This window comes from Beijerinckia indica subsp. indica ATCC 9039 (assembly GCF_000019845.1).
GTDB classification, from domain to species: domain Bacteria; phylum Pseudomonadota; class Alphaproteobacteria; order Rhizobiales; family Beijerinckiaceae; genus Beijerinckia; species Beijerinckia indica.
On sequence record NC_010581.1, the window covers coordinates 3,575,546 to 3,591,375 of the forward strand.

General features: G+C 59.1%; 19 protein-coding genes. 10 read left to right on the forward strand and 9 right to left on the reverse strand.

The window, feature by feature from the left end:
• Positions 1-39 precede the first annotated feature (39 nt).
• From BIND_RS15835 to BIND_RS15855, 5 genes are all read right to left on the reverse strand, one after another.
• On the reverse strand, positions 40-540 hold the full coding sequence (locus BIND_RS15835) for a DoxX family protein (RefSeq protein ID WP_012386037.1): 501 nt from the start codon (positions 538-540) through the stop codon (positions 40-42).
• Positions 541-550: 10 nt separating this feature from the next.
• Positions 551-1,318, reverse strand: coding sequence for an HvfC/BufC N-terminal domain-containing protein (locus tag BIND_RS15840; protein ID WP_012386038.1), 768 nt, complete (start codon positions 1,316-1,318; stop codon positions 551-553).
• 11 nt (positions 1,319-1,329) lie between these two features.
• Positions 1,330-2,208, reverse strand: coding sequence for an MNIO family bufferin maturase (gene bufB, locus BIND_RS15845; RefSeq protein ID WP_012386039.1), 879 nt, complete (start codon positions 2,206-2,208; stop codon positions 1,330-1,332).
• A 116-nt stretch (positions 2,209-2,324) separates the two neighbouring features.
• Positions 2,325-2,621 carry a BufA1 family periplasmic bufferin-type metallophore gene (locus BIND_RS15850; protein ID WP_012386040.1) on the reverse strand — a complete coding sequence of 99 codons (297 nt, stop codon included), beginning with the start codon at positions 2,619-2,621 and terminating at the stop codon, positions 2,325-2,327.
• 74 nt (positions 2,622-2,695) lie between these two features.
• Complete coding sequence (locus BIND_RS15855; protein ID WP_012386041.1) at positions 2,696-2,947, reverse strand: BufA1 family periplasmic bufferin-type metallophore; 252 nt, start codon at positions 2,945-2,947, stop codon at positions 2,696-2,698.
• A gap of 166 nt (positions 2,948-3,113) precedes the next feature.
• On the opposite strand from BIND_RS15855, the gene BIND_RS15860 reads away from it, so the two are divergent.
• The 9 genes from BIND_RS15860 (at position 3,114) to BIND_RS15900 (ending at position 11,233) form a co-directional block, all read left to right on the forward strand.
• A complete protein-coding gene (locus tag BIND_RS15860) occupies positions 3,114-3,686 on the forward strand; it encodes a sigma-70 family RNA polymerase sigma factor (protein ID WP_012386042.1) in 573 nt (190 codons plus the stop codon).
• Positions 3,683-4,315, forward strand: coding sequence for an NrsF family protein (locus tag BIND_RS15865; RefSeq protein ID WP_012386043.1), 633 nt, complete (start codon positions 3,683-3,685; stop codon positions 4,313-4,315). Before BIND_RS15860 ends, BIND_RS15865 begins: the two co-directional genes overlap by 4 nt.
• Before the next feature lie 55 nt (positions 4,316-4,370).
• Positions 4,371-4,670: an RNA-binding S4 domain-containing protein gene (locus BIND_RS15870; RefSeq protein WP_012386044.1), complete on the forward strand. Its 300-nt coding sequence runs from the start codon at positions 4,371-4,373 to the stop codon at positions 4,668-4,670.
• Between the two features lie 424 nt (positions 4,671-5,094).
• Positions 5,095-5,433, forward strand: a complete 339-nt coding sequence (gene fdxA / locus BIND_RS15875; RefSeq protein ID WP_012386045.1) for a ferredoxin FdxA — start codon at positions 5,095-5,097, stop codon at positions 5,431-5,433.
• A gap of 928 nt (positions 5,434-6,361) precedes the next feature.
• Positions 6,362-7,468 carry a CarD family transcriptional regulator gene (locus BIND_RS20830; RefSeq protein ID WP_012386047.1) on the forward strand — a complete coding sequence of 369 codons (1,107 nt, stop codon included), beginning with the start codon at positions 6,362-6,364 and terminating at the stop codon, positions 7,466-7,468.
• 231 nt (positions 7,469-7,699) lie between these two features.
• On the forward strand, positions 7,700-8,677 hold the full coding sequence (gene serB / locus BIND_RS15885) for a phosphoserine phosphatase SerB (protein ID WP_012386048.1): 978 nt from the start codon (positions 7,700-7,702) through the stop codon (positions 8,675-8,677).
• Positions 8,678-8,700: 23 nt separating this feature from the next.
• The gene (locus BIND_RS15890; RefSeq protein ID WP_012386049.1) at positions 8,701-9,477 is read left to right on the forward strand and encodes a LamB/YcsF family protein; all 777 of its coding nucleotides are present in this window, start codon (positions 8,701-8,703) and stop codon (positions 9,475-9,477) included.
• Positions 9,474-10,193 carry a 5-oxoprolinase subunit B family protein gene (locus tag BIND_RS15895; protein ID WP_012386050.1) on the forward strand — a complete coding sequence of 240 codons (720 nt, stop codon included), beginning with the start codon at positions 9,474-9,476 and terminating at the stop codon, positions 10,191-10,193. Before BIND_RS15890 ends, BIND_RS15895 begins: the two co-directional genes overlap by 4 nt.
• Entirely contained in the window at positions 10,190-11,233 is a 1,044-nt protein-coding gene (locus tag BIND_RS15900) for a 5-oxoprolinase subunit C family protein (RefSeq protein ID WP_012386051.1), read from the forward strand. The genes BIND_RS15895 and BIND_RS15900 overlap by 4 nt, the downstream gene beginning before the upstream one ends.
• On the opposite strand, the gene BIND_RS15905 is transcribed toward BIND_RS15900, so the two are convergent.
• From BIND_RS15905 to recF, 4 genes are all read right to left on the reverse strand, one after another.
• Positions 11,224-11,592 (reverse strand): hypothetical protein, encoded by a 369-nt coding sequence (locus tag BIND_RS15905; RefSeq protein WP_012386052.1) that lies wholly within the window; start codon positions 11,590-11,592, stop codon positions 11,224-11,226. The two genes, BIND_RS15900 and BIND_RS15905, sit on opposite strands and share 10 nt — an antisense overlap.
• 344 nt (positions 11,593-11,936) lie before the next feature.
• Complete coding sequence (locus BIND_RS21670; RefSeq protein ID WP_012386053.1) at positions 11,937-12,395, reverse strand: hypothetical protein; 459 nt, start codon at positions 12,393-12,395, stop codon at positions 11,937-11,939.
• Between the two features lie 489 nt (positions 12,396-12,884).
• Positions 12,885-13,568, reverse strand: a complete 684-nt coding sequence (locus BIND_RS22215) for a hypothetical protein (RefSeq protein ID WP_162020897.1) — start codon at positions 13,566-13,568, stop codon at positions 12,885-12,887.
• Between the two features lie 299 nt (positions 13,569-13,867).
• Entirely contained in the window at positions 13,868-15,079 is a 1,212-nt protein-coding gene (recF, locus tag BIND_RS15920) for a DNA replication/repair protein RecF (RefSeq protein ID WP_012386055.1), read from the reverse strand.
• Between the two features lie 147 nt (positions 15,080-15,226).
• Between recF and BIND_RS15925 the strand changes: the two genes are divergently transcribed.
• On the forward strand, positions 15,227-15,694 hold the full coding sequence (locus BIND_RS15925; RefSeq protein WP_012386056.1) for a GNAT family N-acetyltransferase: 468 nt from the start codon (positions 15,227-15,229) through the stop codon (positions 15,692-15,694).
• Positions 15,695-15,830 lie beyond the last annotated feature (136 nt).

Genomic DNA, 15,830 nt, shown 5'->3' on the forward strand with positions numbered 1-15,830 from the left:
ACGCTGACGCGCTCCCCGAAACCTTCAGTTGGGTTCCCATTATTGGCTGGCTTGGCAACGCGGCCTCACATAGATCTGGATCAGATGATCGAACGCGATCATGCCCGGCCCGCGCGCAATGATCAAAAGGAAACAGGCAGCCCATGTTCCATGGGTCGGCCAGGCATAGGGATAGACGAAAATCTCGATGACCAAGGTCATTCCGAGAAGCGCCAGGGCGGCGAAACGGCTGGCAAGCCCGAACACTAGGAGAACCGGAAAGACATGTTCCGCGAAGGCCGAAAGATGCGCGGCGATCACCGGATCAATCAATGGCAGGTTATATTCCTCGCGGAACAAGGTGATGGCCGTGTCCGTCACATGCCAACCCTCGACCTTGGTCTCGCCCGATTGCCAGAAGACGGCGGCGGGAAAAATGCGCGCTGCCAAGGCCAACAGCGAATAGGGTATGCGTTCGCATAAAGCGATCATCTTCGTGACGATCCTGCTCACGCGGTGAGAACCTGTGTCACCCATCATTGTCATGCTCGTCTCGGTCATGGCTTCCTCCTCATTGGTTTTCATGATTGATTGCGGCAAGAGCCCCAGAGCCGATGAGACCGATGAGATTCTCTGTCAGAGCAAAGCGGGATGTTTCCGTGGATGCGAGGTCCGCGGCCTTGGCGAAGGTCGCGCCAGAAGCCAGAGCGTGTAGAAAAGTGGCGCCGCCAGCGGGTAAACGATGCACATGAACCGTGAGATAGGGCCTGACCACTAAAGCATCTTCTTCCTGCCAATTCTCGATCGGTTCCACGCTTCGTTCACCTGCATTCATCGCGAACAAAGTGACGATCGGATGATCGGACGAAACGATCGAAACGGAAGGATGGAGCCGGGCCGTGTCATGCCCAAATCTGCCAAGATCATAGGTGGCGAGATCGTGCGAGGAGAGCGGTTCAACATCGGCTGCATGATACGCCTTGGAACGCGCGATCTCGAGCCGCATGACATCGGGCAGATAGGGAAGCTCCTCCGCTGGGGGAAAATGCTCGACGAAATCGGGAAAACCATCACCATAATCGAGAAGAACGGGTGAAACTGGTGGCTGTTCGACCACGAAAAGCCGGGCCATCGCGGTCAGAAAATCCTCGCCCACGATCTTCTCCGTGATCGGAAAACGGCTGGCGAGCGCCCGCGCGAGGCCCTCCACGACATTATTGCGATGGACCGCGAAACGCCGTGCGGCGCTCAGCCCCGCCTCCACGACGAGGCCTTCGGGAGCAGAACCATTCTCACTCAGCAAAGCAGCAGCGAAAAGAGATTGTGTGCGAGAGGACATACGGATGACTCCTACGCGGCCTGTTGCCTGATTGCCTTCGAGAGAAAAGTATCCACGCGTTCCGCTTCACGACGCAAAATCGACCAAGCCGGAACGTCATTGTCCCATTCGATGAGACTCGGCACGGGACCGGTCCGGGCGATGGTCTCGGCATAAAGATCGAAAACCGGATCGGCGACGGAGCGCGCATGGGCATCGACCAGTAAGGAAACTTTGCTGTCGTCTCGACCATTTGTGTCGGACGCTGTCTCTTCGACGATATGACCGCTCAAATGAATCTCGCGCACATGAGCGAGCGGAAAATCCGCCAGATAGGCGCGTGGATTGCTATGATGATTGGTCGCCGCGATAAAAACATTGGTGATATCCAGCAACAGGCCGCAGCCGGTGCGGCGGGCGAGTTCGTCCAGAAATTGCGGCTCGGGAATCGTGCTTTCCGCAAACAGAAGATAGCTTGAGGGATTTTCGATCAGGATCTGGCGTTTGAGCGTGGATTGCACCTGATCGACATGCGCGATGACATGATTCAAGGTCTCCCGCGTATAGGGCAGCGGTAGAAGATCATTGAAGAAAACATCATTATGGCTCACCCAGGCGAGATGTTCGGAAAAGCTTTCCGGTTGATAGCGGTCGCAGAGGGTTTGCACGCGCGAAAGATGCTCCGTGTCCAGGATCTCACACCCACCGATTGACAGGCCGACGCCATGCACGGACAAGGAGTAATTTTCCCGCAGGCGGCGCAATTGCGCATGGGGTGGACCACCGGCACCCATGTAATTTTCGGCATGAACCTCGAAGAAGCCGATCGGTTGCGGGGCTTCTACGATCGCCGCGAAATGTTCGGGTTTGAAACCGATACCGGAGCGAGGCGGCAATTGACACTTTTGCATGGGATACACCTCCGTATGCGTTGGATGGCGGCAGAAATTGCAACAATCTCTGCCGCTATCAGGTCTTTCGCTCATCCCAACATTTATCAGGAATGACTTTTCCAGCGACCTCGGTATCAGACTGGCCTTTTGACGGGATCAAGGGAGCCGGGCCCGAAGGGCGTGCTGATTGTCATGCATGTTCCCTTCGGCACCAGCTTCCAGGAATTGCCCTGATAATCGACCTTGGACGTGCCCGCGCAGGTTGTGCCAGCCCCCGCCGCGCAATCATTATGGCCCTTGAGCGCGATCCCCCAGCATTTCTCCTTGGCTTCATCAGCCGCGAGTGTGGGGGAACTCAAAATAGCGAGCGCCGTGGCCAAAGATGCGGCAAAAGTGACGGCCTTGGTCGTGAATACGCTGATCTTTGTCATGCAAACCTCCATGAGCCCGTTGGGGCTGCCTGTTCTTGGAGTTGAATATTGTGGGGAGAAGGAACAGTAGTCGTTTACGCTTTCCCGGGCTTCAACGAGCCCTTGATCGACTGGCAGGTTCCCTTCGGCACTTCCTTGAACGAGGCCTTGTCGTAATCAACACTCGATTGGCCAGCGCATGCATGCGCACCAGAAGAGCAATCATTCTGACCCTTAAGAGCGATGCCGTAACATTTCTCCTTGTCCGCTGCGTGTGCGGCAGGGATTGTCAACAGGGCAAGAGCAGTGGCCAGCGAGCCGGCGAGTGTCATCGTGCGGTGGTCCATGATGGTCTCCTTCAAAGCGTGAAACGAAAGGGGTTCACGCAAGCTTCTTCGGAAACCTCGGCGCCGATATTACAGGGAGCCCAAGAAAAAATGTTTCCCGGTCCGTTCATAAAAGTCGAAAAGACGTGTAACGAAGAGCCGGAAGGCAGCGAAGGAAGCTGAAGGCGTGACGAGTTTGGAACGCGAGGAGGAATGGGCGGAGTGGATGCGCCTCGCTTTGGCTGGGGATGGCGTCGCCTACCGCCGCGTGTTGACGGCCATTACGCCTTATCTGCGCGCCACGGCGCGTAACCGTCTCAATCGTTTGGGATTGGGCCAGCAGGGTTTTGGCGCCAACGAGGCCGAGGATATCGTGCAGGAGATCCTTCTCGCCGTGCATCTCAAAAGGCATACTTGGGATGTCGAGCGGCCAATCGGTCCCTGGCTTGCGGCGATTACCCGGCATAAAGTCGTCGATAGTCTTCGACGCCGGGGATATCGCACTGATGTTCCGATCGAGGATATCGCCGAATTTCTGCCGGTCGAGACGCATGGCGACAGTCTCGACAGCCATGATGTCGGGCGTATGCTGGACCGGTTGAATGAACGGCAACGCGATATCGTCCAGTCTATTTCGATGCAAGGCTGTTCGGTCAGGGAAACGGCAGAGCGCTTGAGCATGAGCGAGGGTGCCGTGCGTGTCGCTTTGCACCGGGCCTTGAAAATGCTTGCTGTCCTGTTTCGGAGTGAACCCGCGTGAATACCGACGATCTGATCCAAGGCCTTGTCGCGGATGAAGAGATCCGGCTCTTGCGGCCAGGCATCGCCTTGATGCTCGCGATTGTCGGTGGCGCCGTGGTCGCCGCCATCATCTTCTTCGCCGGCATCGGTTTTCGGCATGACCTCGCGGAGGCCGCTCACCATATCCGTTTCCTGTTCAAATTCCTGGTCACTTCCAGCCTCGCCGTACCGGCTCTGGCGCTGGTACTTCCCCTGGCGCGGCCGGAGGCCTCCCCACACGGATGGGCGCTGCTGATCGCACCATTTTTGCTGGTCATCGCATGTGCCGCCGAACTCTTTGTGATCCCCTCGGCGGATTGGGGCACGCGCCTCATCGGCACCAATGCGCGTTTCTGCCTCGCCATGATTCCGCTGCTCTCGGTAGGGCCGCTGGCCTGTCTCATGCTCGTCATGCGATGGGGCGCCCCCGCCTCGCCAGGACTTGCAGGCATGGTCGCGGGCCTAGCCGCGGCTGGCATGGGCGCGACCTTCTATGCCGCCCATTGCACGGATGATAGCCCGCTCTTCGTCGCCACCTGGTATAGTTTGGCCTCAGGCCTTGTCGTTCTGGCAGGCTTTTTCCTTGGGCGGCGCGTGCTGCGCTGGTGATCCTGGTTTTACCCCCAGCCTCAAACCATTATAGAGAAAGCCGTGGGGGGACGTCATGACAGAACGCCAGAGGCTGGACAAATGGCTATGGTTTGCCCGGGTGGTCAAAACCCGCACCCTCGCCGCTCGTCTTGTTACCGATGGCCATGTCCGCCTGAACAGCCAGAAGGTCACGACACCCGCCAAGCCGATCGGCGCCGGCGATATCCTGACCATCGCGCTTGAAACGAAAGTGCGGGTCTTGCGCGTCGTCGCTCCCGGCTTACGGCGAGGCGGCTATCCCGAAGCCAAATTGCTCTTCGAGGAATTGACCGAGGATGATGCGGCGGTGACCAAAATTCCCTTGGAACCCTGAAACTTGGAACCTTGAAATTTGCGGTCCGACCCTTCATGTCCACAAAGCTTGCCACCGAAGAGCAAAAACGATAGAGCAAGGCGGTTTTATACAAAATCGGGTGCCATGCCTTAAGCTTATGAAAAGGCTTTAATTTCAAAAGCTCAAGGATCCCTTTGGCAAGCCGGTCCAAGACGAAACGAGGATTGGCCAAGCCACCGGCATCACACCAGAAAGCGGACCCCTTTCAGGATAAAATTTGATGCCCCTATAAGGACTTTTGGAACCGCTCATGCGCCCGATTCGACGAGCGATGCCATAGGACCAGCCTTGCTCCTCTATGCAGTTCGATGTCACGAATGTTCCTATCACGCACACGAGTATTGCGGTCTCGTTTTGAAGCAGTATGGCGCCCCAGTTTAATGAGACCCGCAAGGAGAAAACCATGAGCTATGTCGTCCTGGAAAATTGCATCAAATGCAAATACATGGACTGTGTCGAGGTCTGCCCCGTCGATTGTTTCTACGAGGGCGAGACCATGCTCGTCATCAATCCCGATGAATGTATTGATTGTGGCGTCTGCGAGCCGGAATGCCCGGCCGAGGCCATCAAGCCCGATACCGTGTCAGGCCTTGAAAAATGGCAAGCCCTGAACCGCAAAATGGCCCAATATTGGCCGAATGTGACGGTCAAGCGCGAAGCTCCGCCAGAAGCCAAGCAATTCGATGGCAGGCCCGGAAAATTCGACGCCTTTTTTACGGAAACCCCCGGCCAGGGCGATTGAACCACCAGCCAGGACATGAAGCGGACCCGGGAGGGCGCAGAAAGAGACAAGAGCGATCAGGCTCTGGAAATGGCGCCTTCCGAGGACCGATTCATCCTTTTACGGGAGAAGGAAATCGGCGCTATTGCCTAGTTTTAAGGCAAATTTTCTCCTCAACCGCGGCCCTGTGGACAAGAACTCCACAGGCAATGTGCATGTTTTTTGATTTTTTATGAAATTGTGCTATTGTACCTCTGCGTGAAACAATTTTTGGTATTTTTCGTGACACATTCGCATCACGGTCCTGAAGGTTTCGGCTAGAGCACCTGACCCAAAAGTGACGCTCGCTTTTGGGTCAGGTGCTCGCGCAATTTTCGACCGGCCCGGAAGACCGGGTATGATGCCATCGTCCAGATACGTCTTCGGTATCAAATCCCTAGGGACGATCGTTTTTAGGTCAGTCAGCATGTTCGTAAAGGCTCGAGACTATATTCTGGGAAAGTTGCGCCTTTTTCAGAGATTTATGTAAAAACAAAGAGATAAGGGCATTTCAGACTCCCCAATCCGCCGATGCTCACGTCCGAAATGCTCAATAATATTCGATGAAGCCTCGTAGGAATGTTCGCTCCATGGCCGCTTTCGCGCAAACGCATGGGAACCAACCATCCTTTCGACTCCGTTTTTTCGGTCTTGGCCGGTGCTTCAGTGAATGGATGGTTTACGAGACGACGATGCTTCACCCGATCATTGCCATCACAATGAATGAATAGGGTCAGCCCCGCATAATGCGCCAACCGAAACGGCATTCTGCGGCGTGTTTTCGAGAACACTTCGAGCCTTTGATCGCGGCCTCACCCGCCGATAGCAGGAATATCTTTTAAGAACATCAGTTTAGGGCCAATGCCTAATCCTGTTCAATGGAACGACACTCTAACAGGGGTTCGCCGCCATGGCCTCCGTCAATAAGACTGGAATAGCGACCGAGACGCAAACAGCCAAGGGCCAGACCGCGCATCCCCCTGCCGCCGAGGTCGTGTCGCTTTCCGTCGCCTCTGCTATCGACAAAAACGCGTCCGGTTCCCCGGATCTTCATGCTTCCGTTGCTTCATCTGACGACAATTCCGTTATGTCCATCCCCGATGACGGAGAGACCACCCTTTCCACAGCCGAGAATGGCGCCATTTTCTCCCAGCCTTTGAAATATCAGCCCCCAAGACAAATGATCGGACCCCCGGTGACCAATAAAACAGACAAGAAAACAACTGAGGCGGCCGCCGACGCGCCCGTCGAGACCGCAATGACCGACACGTCCCTCAATCAACCGGTTCAAAATCCTTCCCTTGCCGGCAAAACCGTGAAAACGACGAAGCCCGCCGTCAAGCCTGCCGCCGCGAAATCCACGCCACCGGTAAAGACCACCGCCGCAGCCGGTGCCAATGAGAAATCGCCAGCGGCGAAGCCCACGGGCAAGGCAGCCGGCAATGCCCAGCGCCATGGTTTCAAGCCGCTCGAATTCATCGTCTATCCCGCTCATGGCGTCGGTCAGATCATCGCCATTGAGGAGCAGGAAGTCGCGGGCTTCAAGCTCGAGCTTTTCGTGATCAGTTTTGTCAAGGACAAGATGATTCTGAAGGTTCCGACGCCCAAGGCCGTCAGCGTGCGCATGCGCAAGCTCGCCGAGGCGGATGTGATCGACAAGGCGCTCGAAACCCTCACCGGCCGGGCGCGGATCAAACGGACCATGTGGTCGCGCCGGGCACAGGAATATGAGGCGAAGATCAACTCCGGCGATCTCATCGCCGTTGCCGAAGTGGTGCGCGATCTCTACCGCTCCGACGCCCAGCCCGAGCAATCCTATTCGGAACGCCAGCTCTACGAGGCTGCGCTCGACCGTGTCGCACGCGAACTCGCCGCCGTCCAGAAACTGACCGAAACGGAATCCTTGAAGCTCATCGAGGCGCAATTGCTGAAAGGTCCTCGTCGCGGCGGCAGCAAGGTCGAGGAAATCGATCTCGACGATGCGGACGAGGATGGCGATATCGAGGAAGCCGCATAATTCTCTTTCTTCCGTTTCGGAAGACCCGGCTCCAAGGCATTCCCTCAAGGGCGTTCCCACGAATCTTCACTTCGTGGGAACGCCTTTTTTATTGATAAACCGATCCATTGGCGTTTTAGCCCCGCAAGGCTCTCGCGCTCAGGCTCTTGGACTTTCGCATTTTTGGAACGACTTTTGGAATGGTTTCTGGCAAGACCAGAACTCATTCCGTTCCCTGTTGAGACGATCTCGATGACGCATGTGGCCACCCTCGTTTGCGATCCCGCATTTCCGCAGCTCGGCGAAGGCGAGGTGCAGCGCGCGGCGGCTTTATTGCCGGGCTCTGGGGCTCCGAACTGGCTCGATACGCGTATTGCCGCCGATATTCTCTTCGAAGCAGGTGATCGCAACTTGCGCGAGATCGCCGACGAAATCCGCGCCGCGCTCAGCCCCGCCCCCATCGACGTCATCGTCCAGCCAGTCGCGGGACGCCGCAAGAAACTCTTCCTCGCGGACATGGATTCGACCATGATCCGTCAGGAATGTATCGATGAATTGGCTGATCAGGTCGGCAAGAAGAAACACGTGGCTGAGATCACCGAACGCGCCATGCGCGGCGAAATCTCTTTTGAGCCTGCCTTGCGTGAACGTGTCGCACTTCTGAAGGGCCTGCATCCCGACACGATCCTGCGCGTTATCAGCAGAAAGATCACCATGTCGCCCGGTGCCCGCACCTTGGTGCAGACCCTGCGCCAGCATGGTGTGCATACGGTGCTCGTCTCCGGCGGTTTCACCGCTTTCACCTCGGTCATCGGCACACAGATTGGCTTTCACGAAAATTTCGCCAATGTGCTGCTGCTCGGACCAGATGGTCGGCTTGCGGGAGAAGTCCAGGAACCGATCCTGGGCAAGGATGCCAAGCTCGCAACCCTCGTCGCCCAGCGCGAAAAACTGCAACTTTCAGAGATCGACACGATTGCCGTCGGCGATGGTGCCAATGATCTCGACATGATCCGTGCGGCGGGCCTTGGCCTTGCCTATCACGCCAAGCCCGCGGTCGCTGCCGCGGCGCACGCCTGTATCAACCATGCCGATCTCACCGCGCTTCTCTATGCCCAAGGCTATCGCGGCGAGGAATTCTGGCGCCCGCCCCGCGAGCAACTCAACCCCGCCGACTGGAAACGCAAATATGGCGGGATGGAGAAGGCTCACGAACGCAGAGGCTGGTAGCAGCACAGTCAAAAGGCCGGACCATGCCGAAAACCGAACGGAAAAGCGTGGATCTCAATTGCGATTGCGGCGAGGGTTTCGGCCCCTATCAGATGGGCGATGATGCCGCCATGCTCGATATCGTCACCAGCGCCAATGTCGCTTGTGGCTTTCACGCGGGCGATCCGCGCATCATGGCCGAAACCTTCCACCTCGCGCGCCAGAAAAATGTCGCCATTGGTGCGCATCCGGGCTTTGCCGATCTCTCCCATTTCGGACGCCGCCCCCTGCCCTGCACCACAGCCGAGGTCGAGCATCTCATCGCTTATCAGGTCGGTGCGGCCATGGGGCTTGCAGCCTTGTCCGGCCATAAGATCACCCATGTCAAACCGCATGGCGCCCTGAGCAATCTCGCTTGCGCCGATCGTGGTCTCGCCGACGCGATCGCCCGCGCGATCAAATCCATCGATCCCGATCTCATCTTTCTTGTCATCTCCGGAACCGAGTTGGAACAGGCAGGCCTTGCCCAAAACCTGCCGATCGCCCGGGAAATCTTTGCCGATCGCGCCTATGCCGAGGATGGGCAATTGCTCTCGCGCAGCCTGCCGGGCGCCGTGCTTCACGAACCCGATATTATTGCGGCGCGCATACGCGTCATGGTCGAGGAAGGGGCTGTCATCTCCATTTCAGGCAAACATATTCCCGTCGGCATCGATTCCATTTGCGTGCATGGCGACACGCCAGGCGCGGTGGCGGCAGCGCGCGCGGTGCGCCGGGCGCTGGAAGAAGCCGGCATCAGCCTGAAATCGTTTTGCGCATGAACACGCAAAACGCCCCACGCTATCTTCCGGTCGGAGAAAGCGCTCTTTGCGTCGAATTCGGGGATAGGATCGACCCCCGTCTGCATGACCAGGTGCTTGGTCTTGATCAGTCCTTGAGCCTGCGGCCAATCCCCGGCATTCTCGAAACGGTACCGACTTATCGCTCGCTCTTGATCCATTTCGACCCCCATCGCCTGACAAGCGAAGATCTGACCGTGGCCCTGACCGAGCGCCGCAACGAGCGGCCAGAGCCTGCACCGCCCAAACATTGGCTTTTTCCGGTCTGCTATGATCTTCCCTTTGCCGAAGATCTCGCGGAAGTGGCCAGCTTGCTCGATCTTCCCCCGGAAACAATCATCGATCTGCATGCGAGCGCGACCTATCGCGTCTATATGTATGGTTTCGCTCCAGGCTTTACTTTTCTCGGCGGCCTGCCCGAAGCACTCGGCGTCTCGCGCCGGCCGACACCGCGACCACCGGCTCCAGCGGGTTCACTGACCATTGCCGGCGGGCAGGCGCTCATTACCAGCATGGCCATGCCCACAGGTTGGTATGTGTTGGGGCGCACACCCGTGCGTGTGTTCGATCTCGGCCGGCCTCAGCCTTTTCTGACCGAAGTGGGCGATGAAATCCGTTTCGAGCGCATCAATGCGGCCGCTTTCGCCAGCCTCGAGGCACGCGCTCTTTCTGGCGATCCCTTGATTGCCCCTCGATGAGCCTGCGTATCCTCCATGCCGGACCCGGCGCGACGATCCAGGATGGCGGACGATTTTTCCACCAGCGCCATGGCGTCACGCCCGCCGGCCCCATGGATTGGGTGGCCTTCCGCACCGCAAATCTGGCGCTCGGCAACACCCTCGATGCAGCCGCCCTGGAAATTGCCATCGGCGGCCTTGATCTTTCCTGCGAGGAGAGGCCCCAGGCCATCGCCTTTTGTGGTGGCGCCTTTGAATGGCGGCGCAACGGCCACGCCCTGCCCAAGGCCGCATGCCTGACCTTGCAGCCGGGCGAGACTTTGACGGCGCGGCCTGGCGCCGGCGCTCCGGGATCTTGCTGGGGATCTTGGACCTATCTCGCAGTCGCAGGAGGTTTTGCGACGCCGCCCGTGATGGGCAGCCGCGCGACCCATACCCGCTCAGGCCTTGGCGGTCTCGAAGGGCGCATGATGCGCAAGGGTGATCTATTGCCGACCGAGGCCAAAGTCCTTGCCGTGCCGGATCAGAGCCTCGAGGCCCCCTGGCTCGCGCCACGTCCGGCTTTGTTGCGCGTCGTTCCCGGTCCTCAAGAAGATTATTTTACCCCCGAAGCCATCGAATGTTTTTATAGCGGGGTCTTTACCCTCTCGCCCGTCATGGATCGGATGGCTTATCGCCTCGAAGGCCCGAGAATCGCCCATGCGCGAGGGTTCAACATTATTTCGGATGGGATTGCCGAAGGCGCGATCCAGATCGCCGGCGATCAACACCCCTTGATTCTGATGGCTGATCATCAACCGACCGGCGGTTATCCGAAAATCGGCCATGTCATCCGCGCCGATTTCGGCACCCTGGCGCAATTGCGCCCGGGTGCATCCTTGCGTTTTACGCCCGTGAGCCCGGCGGCGGCGCGAGAAGCCTTGTTCGCGCTCGAAGCCATGGTCGCTACGACACAGGACTATTTGCAGCCCTTGTTTCGGCCTCCGACGACGGAAAGCCTTCTTGCAGCAAATCTCATCGGCGGCATGGTCGATGCGCTCACGGCTGGGGTTCAGCCGTGAGATAAATCCTCCGCATTGAACGTCCGATGCTCTGGATCAGCGCCCGCGACCGCCGCCGCCTCCACCGTCATTGGGCCTGCCACCACCGCTGGGCCGTCCACCGCCTTGTTGTCCGCCCCCCGGTCGTCCACCTCCGTGCCAGCCGCCTCCATGGTGCCCGCCTCCATGCCAGCCGCCACGATGATGATGATGCCGGCCCGGAACAGCCCAGCCGTGCCATCCGGCACGACCGCCCCAGCCCCTGCCGCGCCGCCAATTGAAGCCGCACCAATACCAGCCTGGTCCCTGCCAGCCTGTGGGATACCAACAAAATTGCCGTCCACCCCAGAAAAATTGGGACTGCTGGATTGGAAGCGCATCCGCCGCGAGATTCCCCACGCCGCCGTCAAAGACAGGCGCCGCAAAAGCCCTCGTGTCTGTCGCCATGACATTGCCGGCTACGAGGCCCACGGCCATGATCGCAGACATCGCCATCGTTCTCAGTCCCATTGTCCCTCCTGCGCGTATCCTGAAGACGAAGAATGCCCGCCCTATCGCGGCCCAGCATGACCCTATCCATTGAAGCTCTCTCAAGCTCAAGGGAACAGGGTTTGCCAACCTCCATCAAACCCCAACCATAGGCCATTGGATCTGACGCCACAGATCAAAAAAGAGGGAGGCTTGGCCTCCCTCCTTCGGTCTTTCGAGATGTTTGAGTTCGGGATCAGCGCATGAAGCCACCGCCGCCATGCCCGCCACCCCCGCCGTGCCAACCGCCACCGCCGCCGCCGTGCCAGCCACCACCTCCTCCGTGCCAACCACCGCCGCCGCCACGCCAGCCGCCACCTCCGCCATGCCAACCGCCGCCATGCCAGCCACCGCCGCGCCAGCCGCCGTAATAGCCACCCGGCACCCCCCAGCCCCGCCAACCATAGCCACCACCCCAGCCATAACCGCGCCGCCAAGGGTAGCCACACCAATACCAGCCGGGTCCGCTCCAACCGGCGCCATACCAGCAATAACGCCGGCCACCCCAGAAATATTGGGACTTCTGCACCGGCAAGGACGTGGCCGTTATGCCGGCCACACCAGGATCCACGCTCGGAACCGCCATGGCGGCTGAACTGCCCATCGCCAGGACCACGGCCGCAGCCGTGGAAATCAACATTGTTCTTATTGTCATTTCTCCTCCTGTTCGACGTCGAGATCGATGCGGCCATGAACGCCCACCATCATCCGGTGACCGATCCGGGACAGGCATCGATTGAAGAGAGAGAGGCTCCCTCGAGAACCGCTCTCGAGATCGGTTCAAGGAACCGTGCCAATCGGATTCCTCGAACCAGCGGGCCGCGCTCGCCGGAGCACGGCAGAGGCCATGGCATCAAACCAAGGTCACGAACCCAGTTCAGGACAGTGCAGGATAAATTTGAGGCTCTGATAAGGACATAGAGCTGTCTCCTGCCACCTCGCTAGCGAGCGATGCACTCCAGCATCAAACCTCAAAGCGATATCGCTTTGAGGATAAATTTTACTCAATTATCAAAGGCTTATAGCATCACCCGCTGTCCAAATGCACGAGCGATGCTATAGCGCATCATCACTTCTCTCGGAGAGATTTGGTGCTCAAACAGTTAAAGCTTCATTGAATGAAGGGCTGCGAAAGCATCACGTTCTAGTAATAACCACCCCCCTGACCACCGCCGCCTTGACCGCCGCCACCACCTTGGCCGCCGCTATATCCCCCTTGGCCACCACCGCCTTGGCCGCCACCGCCGCCTTGCCAGTTCCCCTGACCGCCACCGCGCTGCCCACCTCCCCCTTGACCACCTCCCCCTTGACCACCGCCACCTTGACGTCCGCCGCCCTGGTTTTGGCCGCCCCCTTGACCACCACCACCTTGACCGCCACCGTAGTAACCGCCGCCTTGCCCACCTTGTCCGCCCTGGTTGCCACGACGGCCGCCATCCCAATTCTCACCGCCGCCGCGATTGTCCCAGCCCCTTTGCCGGCCGTCCTCACGCCAACCATCGCCGCGCCGCCAGCCATCGCCGCGTCCCCAATAGTTACCCTCACCACCGCCCGGCACGCCCCAGCCTCGCCAGCCATGGCCTCCGCCCCAGCCACGCCCCTGACGCCAATTATATCCGCACCAATACCAGCCAGGTCCCTGCCAGCCGTCGAGGTACCAGCAATAATTCCGGCCACCCCAGAAATATTGGACCTTCTCCACGGGAACACCTGAGAGGCCGTCCCTTGAGAGGCCATCCCTTGAGAGACCATCCATGGAAGCGAAATCGCCCAAGGCCGGCCCCTGTGCCGGACTGGCCAGTGCGGCACCCGCAGACACGGTCGACACACCGAGGGCTCCGGCCAGAACGAAAGCTCCGCGGAGAGCCCACAAGCGGTGCCAAGGATTCGATCGGTGTTCCGTCATGATTCGCATTGCATTCAGTCCATCGTTTCAAGGTCCCTTCAGGGTCAGATGATTCTGAAAGGGCCGTCATCATTGCGCTTTAGGCTGTTGCAGACTCTCTCGCCGCGCGCAAACGCGATCCCCTGACAAAAGGATCATCAACCGCGATTCTAGTCCATCAGGCTGAATTGAGTTTGAACAAAACGCCTCGACTCTCGAATCGATCCCGAAAGAGCCTCGCGTCAAACATCGCTCGTTGAATCGGATGCCGGGAGGATCCTGTCGCTTTGATGCGCGAGCCGGCCCACGAGACCGGGCCTCACCTGGAGCAGATCAGCATGATCGGCGAGGCCGGAAAACGCGGAAGCTTCCGCGCCGGTCATCCAGATTTGTCCGGGAAGCGCCGCCAATTCCTCATAAAGCGCGACCCGGCGGGAAGCGTCGAAATGGGCAGCGATCTCGTCGAGCAGGATCATTGGAGCCGTTTGCGTGGCGCGGGCAACGAGACGGGCATGGGCCAGCACCAGACCAACCAGCAAGGCCTTTTGTTCACCCGTCGAGGAGCGCGCCGCATCCGCCTGTTTCGGCCCATGACGCACCAGAAGGTCGCTGTTTTGCGGCCCGACCAAGGCCCGGCCGGCCGCCGCGTCGCGCCGCCGGTTATCGCGCAGAATGCCCCGATAAAGCTCTTCCGCCTCCAGCGCCGGACGCTCACCGACGAGCCGTTCGAGATCGCCCCGGATTTCGAGATCCGCCCAGGGAAAGGGCGTGATCGTATCGCGGCTCTCGTCGATCAGCCGCCGCAGGCGAGCGACGGTTTCCACGCGTGCCGCCGCGACCGCCACGGCGATTTCGGCGATTTCCTTTTCCGTCGCATCGAGCCAGCGCGAATCGGCATAATGATCCTCGAGCTGACGATTGCGATTGCGCAAGGCGCGCTCCAAAACCGTGACGCGGGCGCCATGCTCGGCATCGACACAGAGCACCAGCCGGTCAAGGAAACGCCGCCGCTCGCCGGGGGACGCCGCGAAGAGCCCATCCTGCGCCGGAGTCAGCCAGACGATCCGCAGATGATCGGCAAAACTCCGCGCCGAGCCAACGGGCGCGCGCTCGATCCGGTACTGACGCGCAAATCCGCCCTCGCTCCGCGGCACCAGACCCGTGCCGAGTTGAACCCTCTCCGCTCCCGTCTCGATCTCGATCGAAACCGCAAATCCGCCTGGCCCTTCCGCGCGGGCGCAGGACGCAAGTTCAACCCGCCGCAGGCCGCGCCCAGGCGTGAAGAGAGACAAGGCTTCGATCAGATTGGTCTTACCTGCGCCATTCTCACCCGTGACGACGATCATTTTGGCGCCAAGCGACAGATCGAGCGCCGGATAGGAGCGGAAATCAGACAGAATCAGCCGCCGCACGAGGGGTATCGCAAGCCCGGTGGCATCGCAGTGTTCGGACATGGGACCGGTTGATCGCATTCGAAATGAGCCATGAGTGGATGGCTTATAAAGGATTTTTGAGTAGAATCGTGGTTTATGCCGATTCCCCCTTAGGCAATGCCTCTCGCCTCTTTTCCCGCCCCTCCCCAAAGCTCCGCAAATCCGTCAATGTCCATGCCCCCCTTTCATCTTCGTCTTGCCCAGGAGCAGGATTATGCAGGCCTTACCACGCTATGGGTCGAGACATGGCGCGAGACATTCCCCGAGATTGATTTCTGCGCCCGTCAGGCGTGGCTCTTAAAGCATTTCGATACAATGGCGGGAGGCGGCGGTCTCATTCTCCTTGCCGAGGACGATGCGCATCATCTCCTCGGTGTCGCGACGATCGACCCCCAACGAAACACATTGGAGCAATTGGCGGTTGCACCCGAGGCCAAGGGCAAGGGCATCGCCAAGGCTTTGCTGGCGGAGGCTAAGCGAAGCTGCGCAGGTCCCCTCCAACTCGATGTGAATCAGGACAATGGGCGCGCCCTACGCTTCTATGAGCGGGAAGGATTCGTCAAAATAGCCGATGGCGTGAATGCGACCTCAGGACGCAAGATATGGACCCTGCGTTTTGCGGGCACGAAGGATTAAGACTTTTCAAGCAGACTACGTACGGATATTTTTGCGCCGGCGACGCTATCGGTGATAGCGCGTGGGTCTTCGCGCGTCGGCATGATCTGCTCAAACACCAACGCGCCGATCGGTCCGCTTCATCGGATCGAAGCAA

Bases quoted from the DNA above. Each gene is read 5' to 3' on its own strand.
- bufB (WP_012386039.1), bottom strand. From the start codon at position 2,208: ATGCAAAAGTGTCAATTGCCGCCTCGCTCCGGTATCGGTTTCAAACCC.
- BIND_RS15890 (WP_012386049.1), top strand. From the start codon at position 8,701: ATGCCGAAAACCGAACGGAAAAGCGTGGATCTCAATTGCGATTGCGGC.
- BIND_RS15840 (WP_012386038.1), bottom strand. From the start codon at position 1,318: ATGTCCTCTCGCACACAATCTCTTTTCGCTGCTGCTTTGCTGAGTGAG.
- BIND_RS15850 (WP_012386040.1), bottom strand. From the start codon at position 2,621: ATGACAAAGATCAGCGTATTCACGACCAAGGCCGTCACTTTTGCCGCA.
- BIND_RS15895 (WP_012386050.1), top strand. From the start codon at position 9,474: ATGAACACGCAAAACGCCCCACGCTATCTTCCGGTCGGAGAAAGCGCT.
- fdxA (WP_012386045.1), top strand. From the start codon at position 5,095: ATGAGCTATGTCGTCCTGGAAAATTGCATCAAATGCAAATACATGGAC.
- BIND_RS15900 (WP_012386051.1), top strand. From the start codon at position 10,190: ATGAGCCTGCGTATCCTCCATGCCGGACCCGGCGCGACGATCCAGGAT.
- BIND_RS15855 (WP_012386041.1), bottom strand. From the start codon at position 2,947: ATGGACCACCGCACGATGACACTCGCCGGCTCGCTGGCCACTGCTCTT.
- recF (WP_012386055.1), bottom strand. From the start codon at position 15,079: ATGTCCGAACACTGCGATGCCACCGGGCTTGCGATACCCCTCGTGCGG.
- serB (WP_012386048.1), top strand. From the start codon at position 7,700: ATGACGCATGTGGCCACCCTCGTTTGCGATCCCGCATTTCCGCAGCTC.
- BIND_RS20830 (WP_012386047.1), top strand. From the start codon at position 6,362: ATGGCCTCCGTCAATAAGACTGGAATAGCGACCGAGACGCAAACAGCC.
- BIND_RS15905 (WP_012386052.1), bottom strand. From the start codon at position 11,592: ATGCGCTTCCAATCCAGCAGTCCCAATTTTTCTGGGGTGGACGGCAAT.
- BIND_RS15870 (WP_012386044.1), top strand. From the start codon at position 4,371: ATGACAGAACGCCAGAGGCTGGACAAATGGCTATGGTTTGCCCGGGTG.
- BIND_RS21670 (WP_012386053.1), bottom strand. From the start codon at position 12,395: ATGACAATAAGAACAATGTTGATTTCCACGGCTGCGGCCGTGGTCCTG.
- BIND_RS15835 (WP_012386037.1), bottom strand. From the start codon at position 540: ATGACCGAGACGAGCATGACAATGATGGGTGACACAGGTTCTCACCGC.
- BIND_RS15925 (WP_012386056.1), top strand. From the start codon at position 15,227: ATGTCCATGCCCCCCTTTCATCTTCGTCTTGCCCAGGAGCAGGATTAT.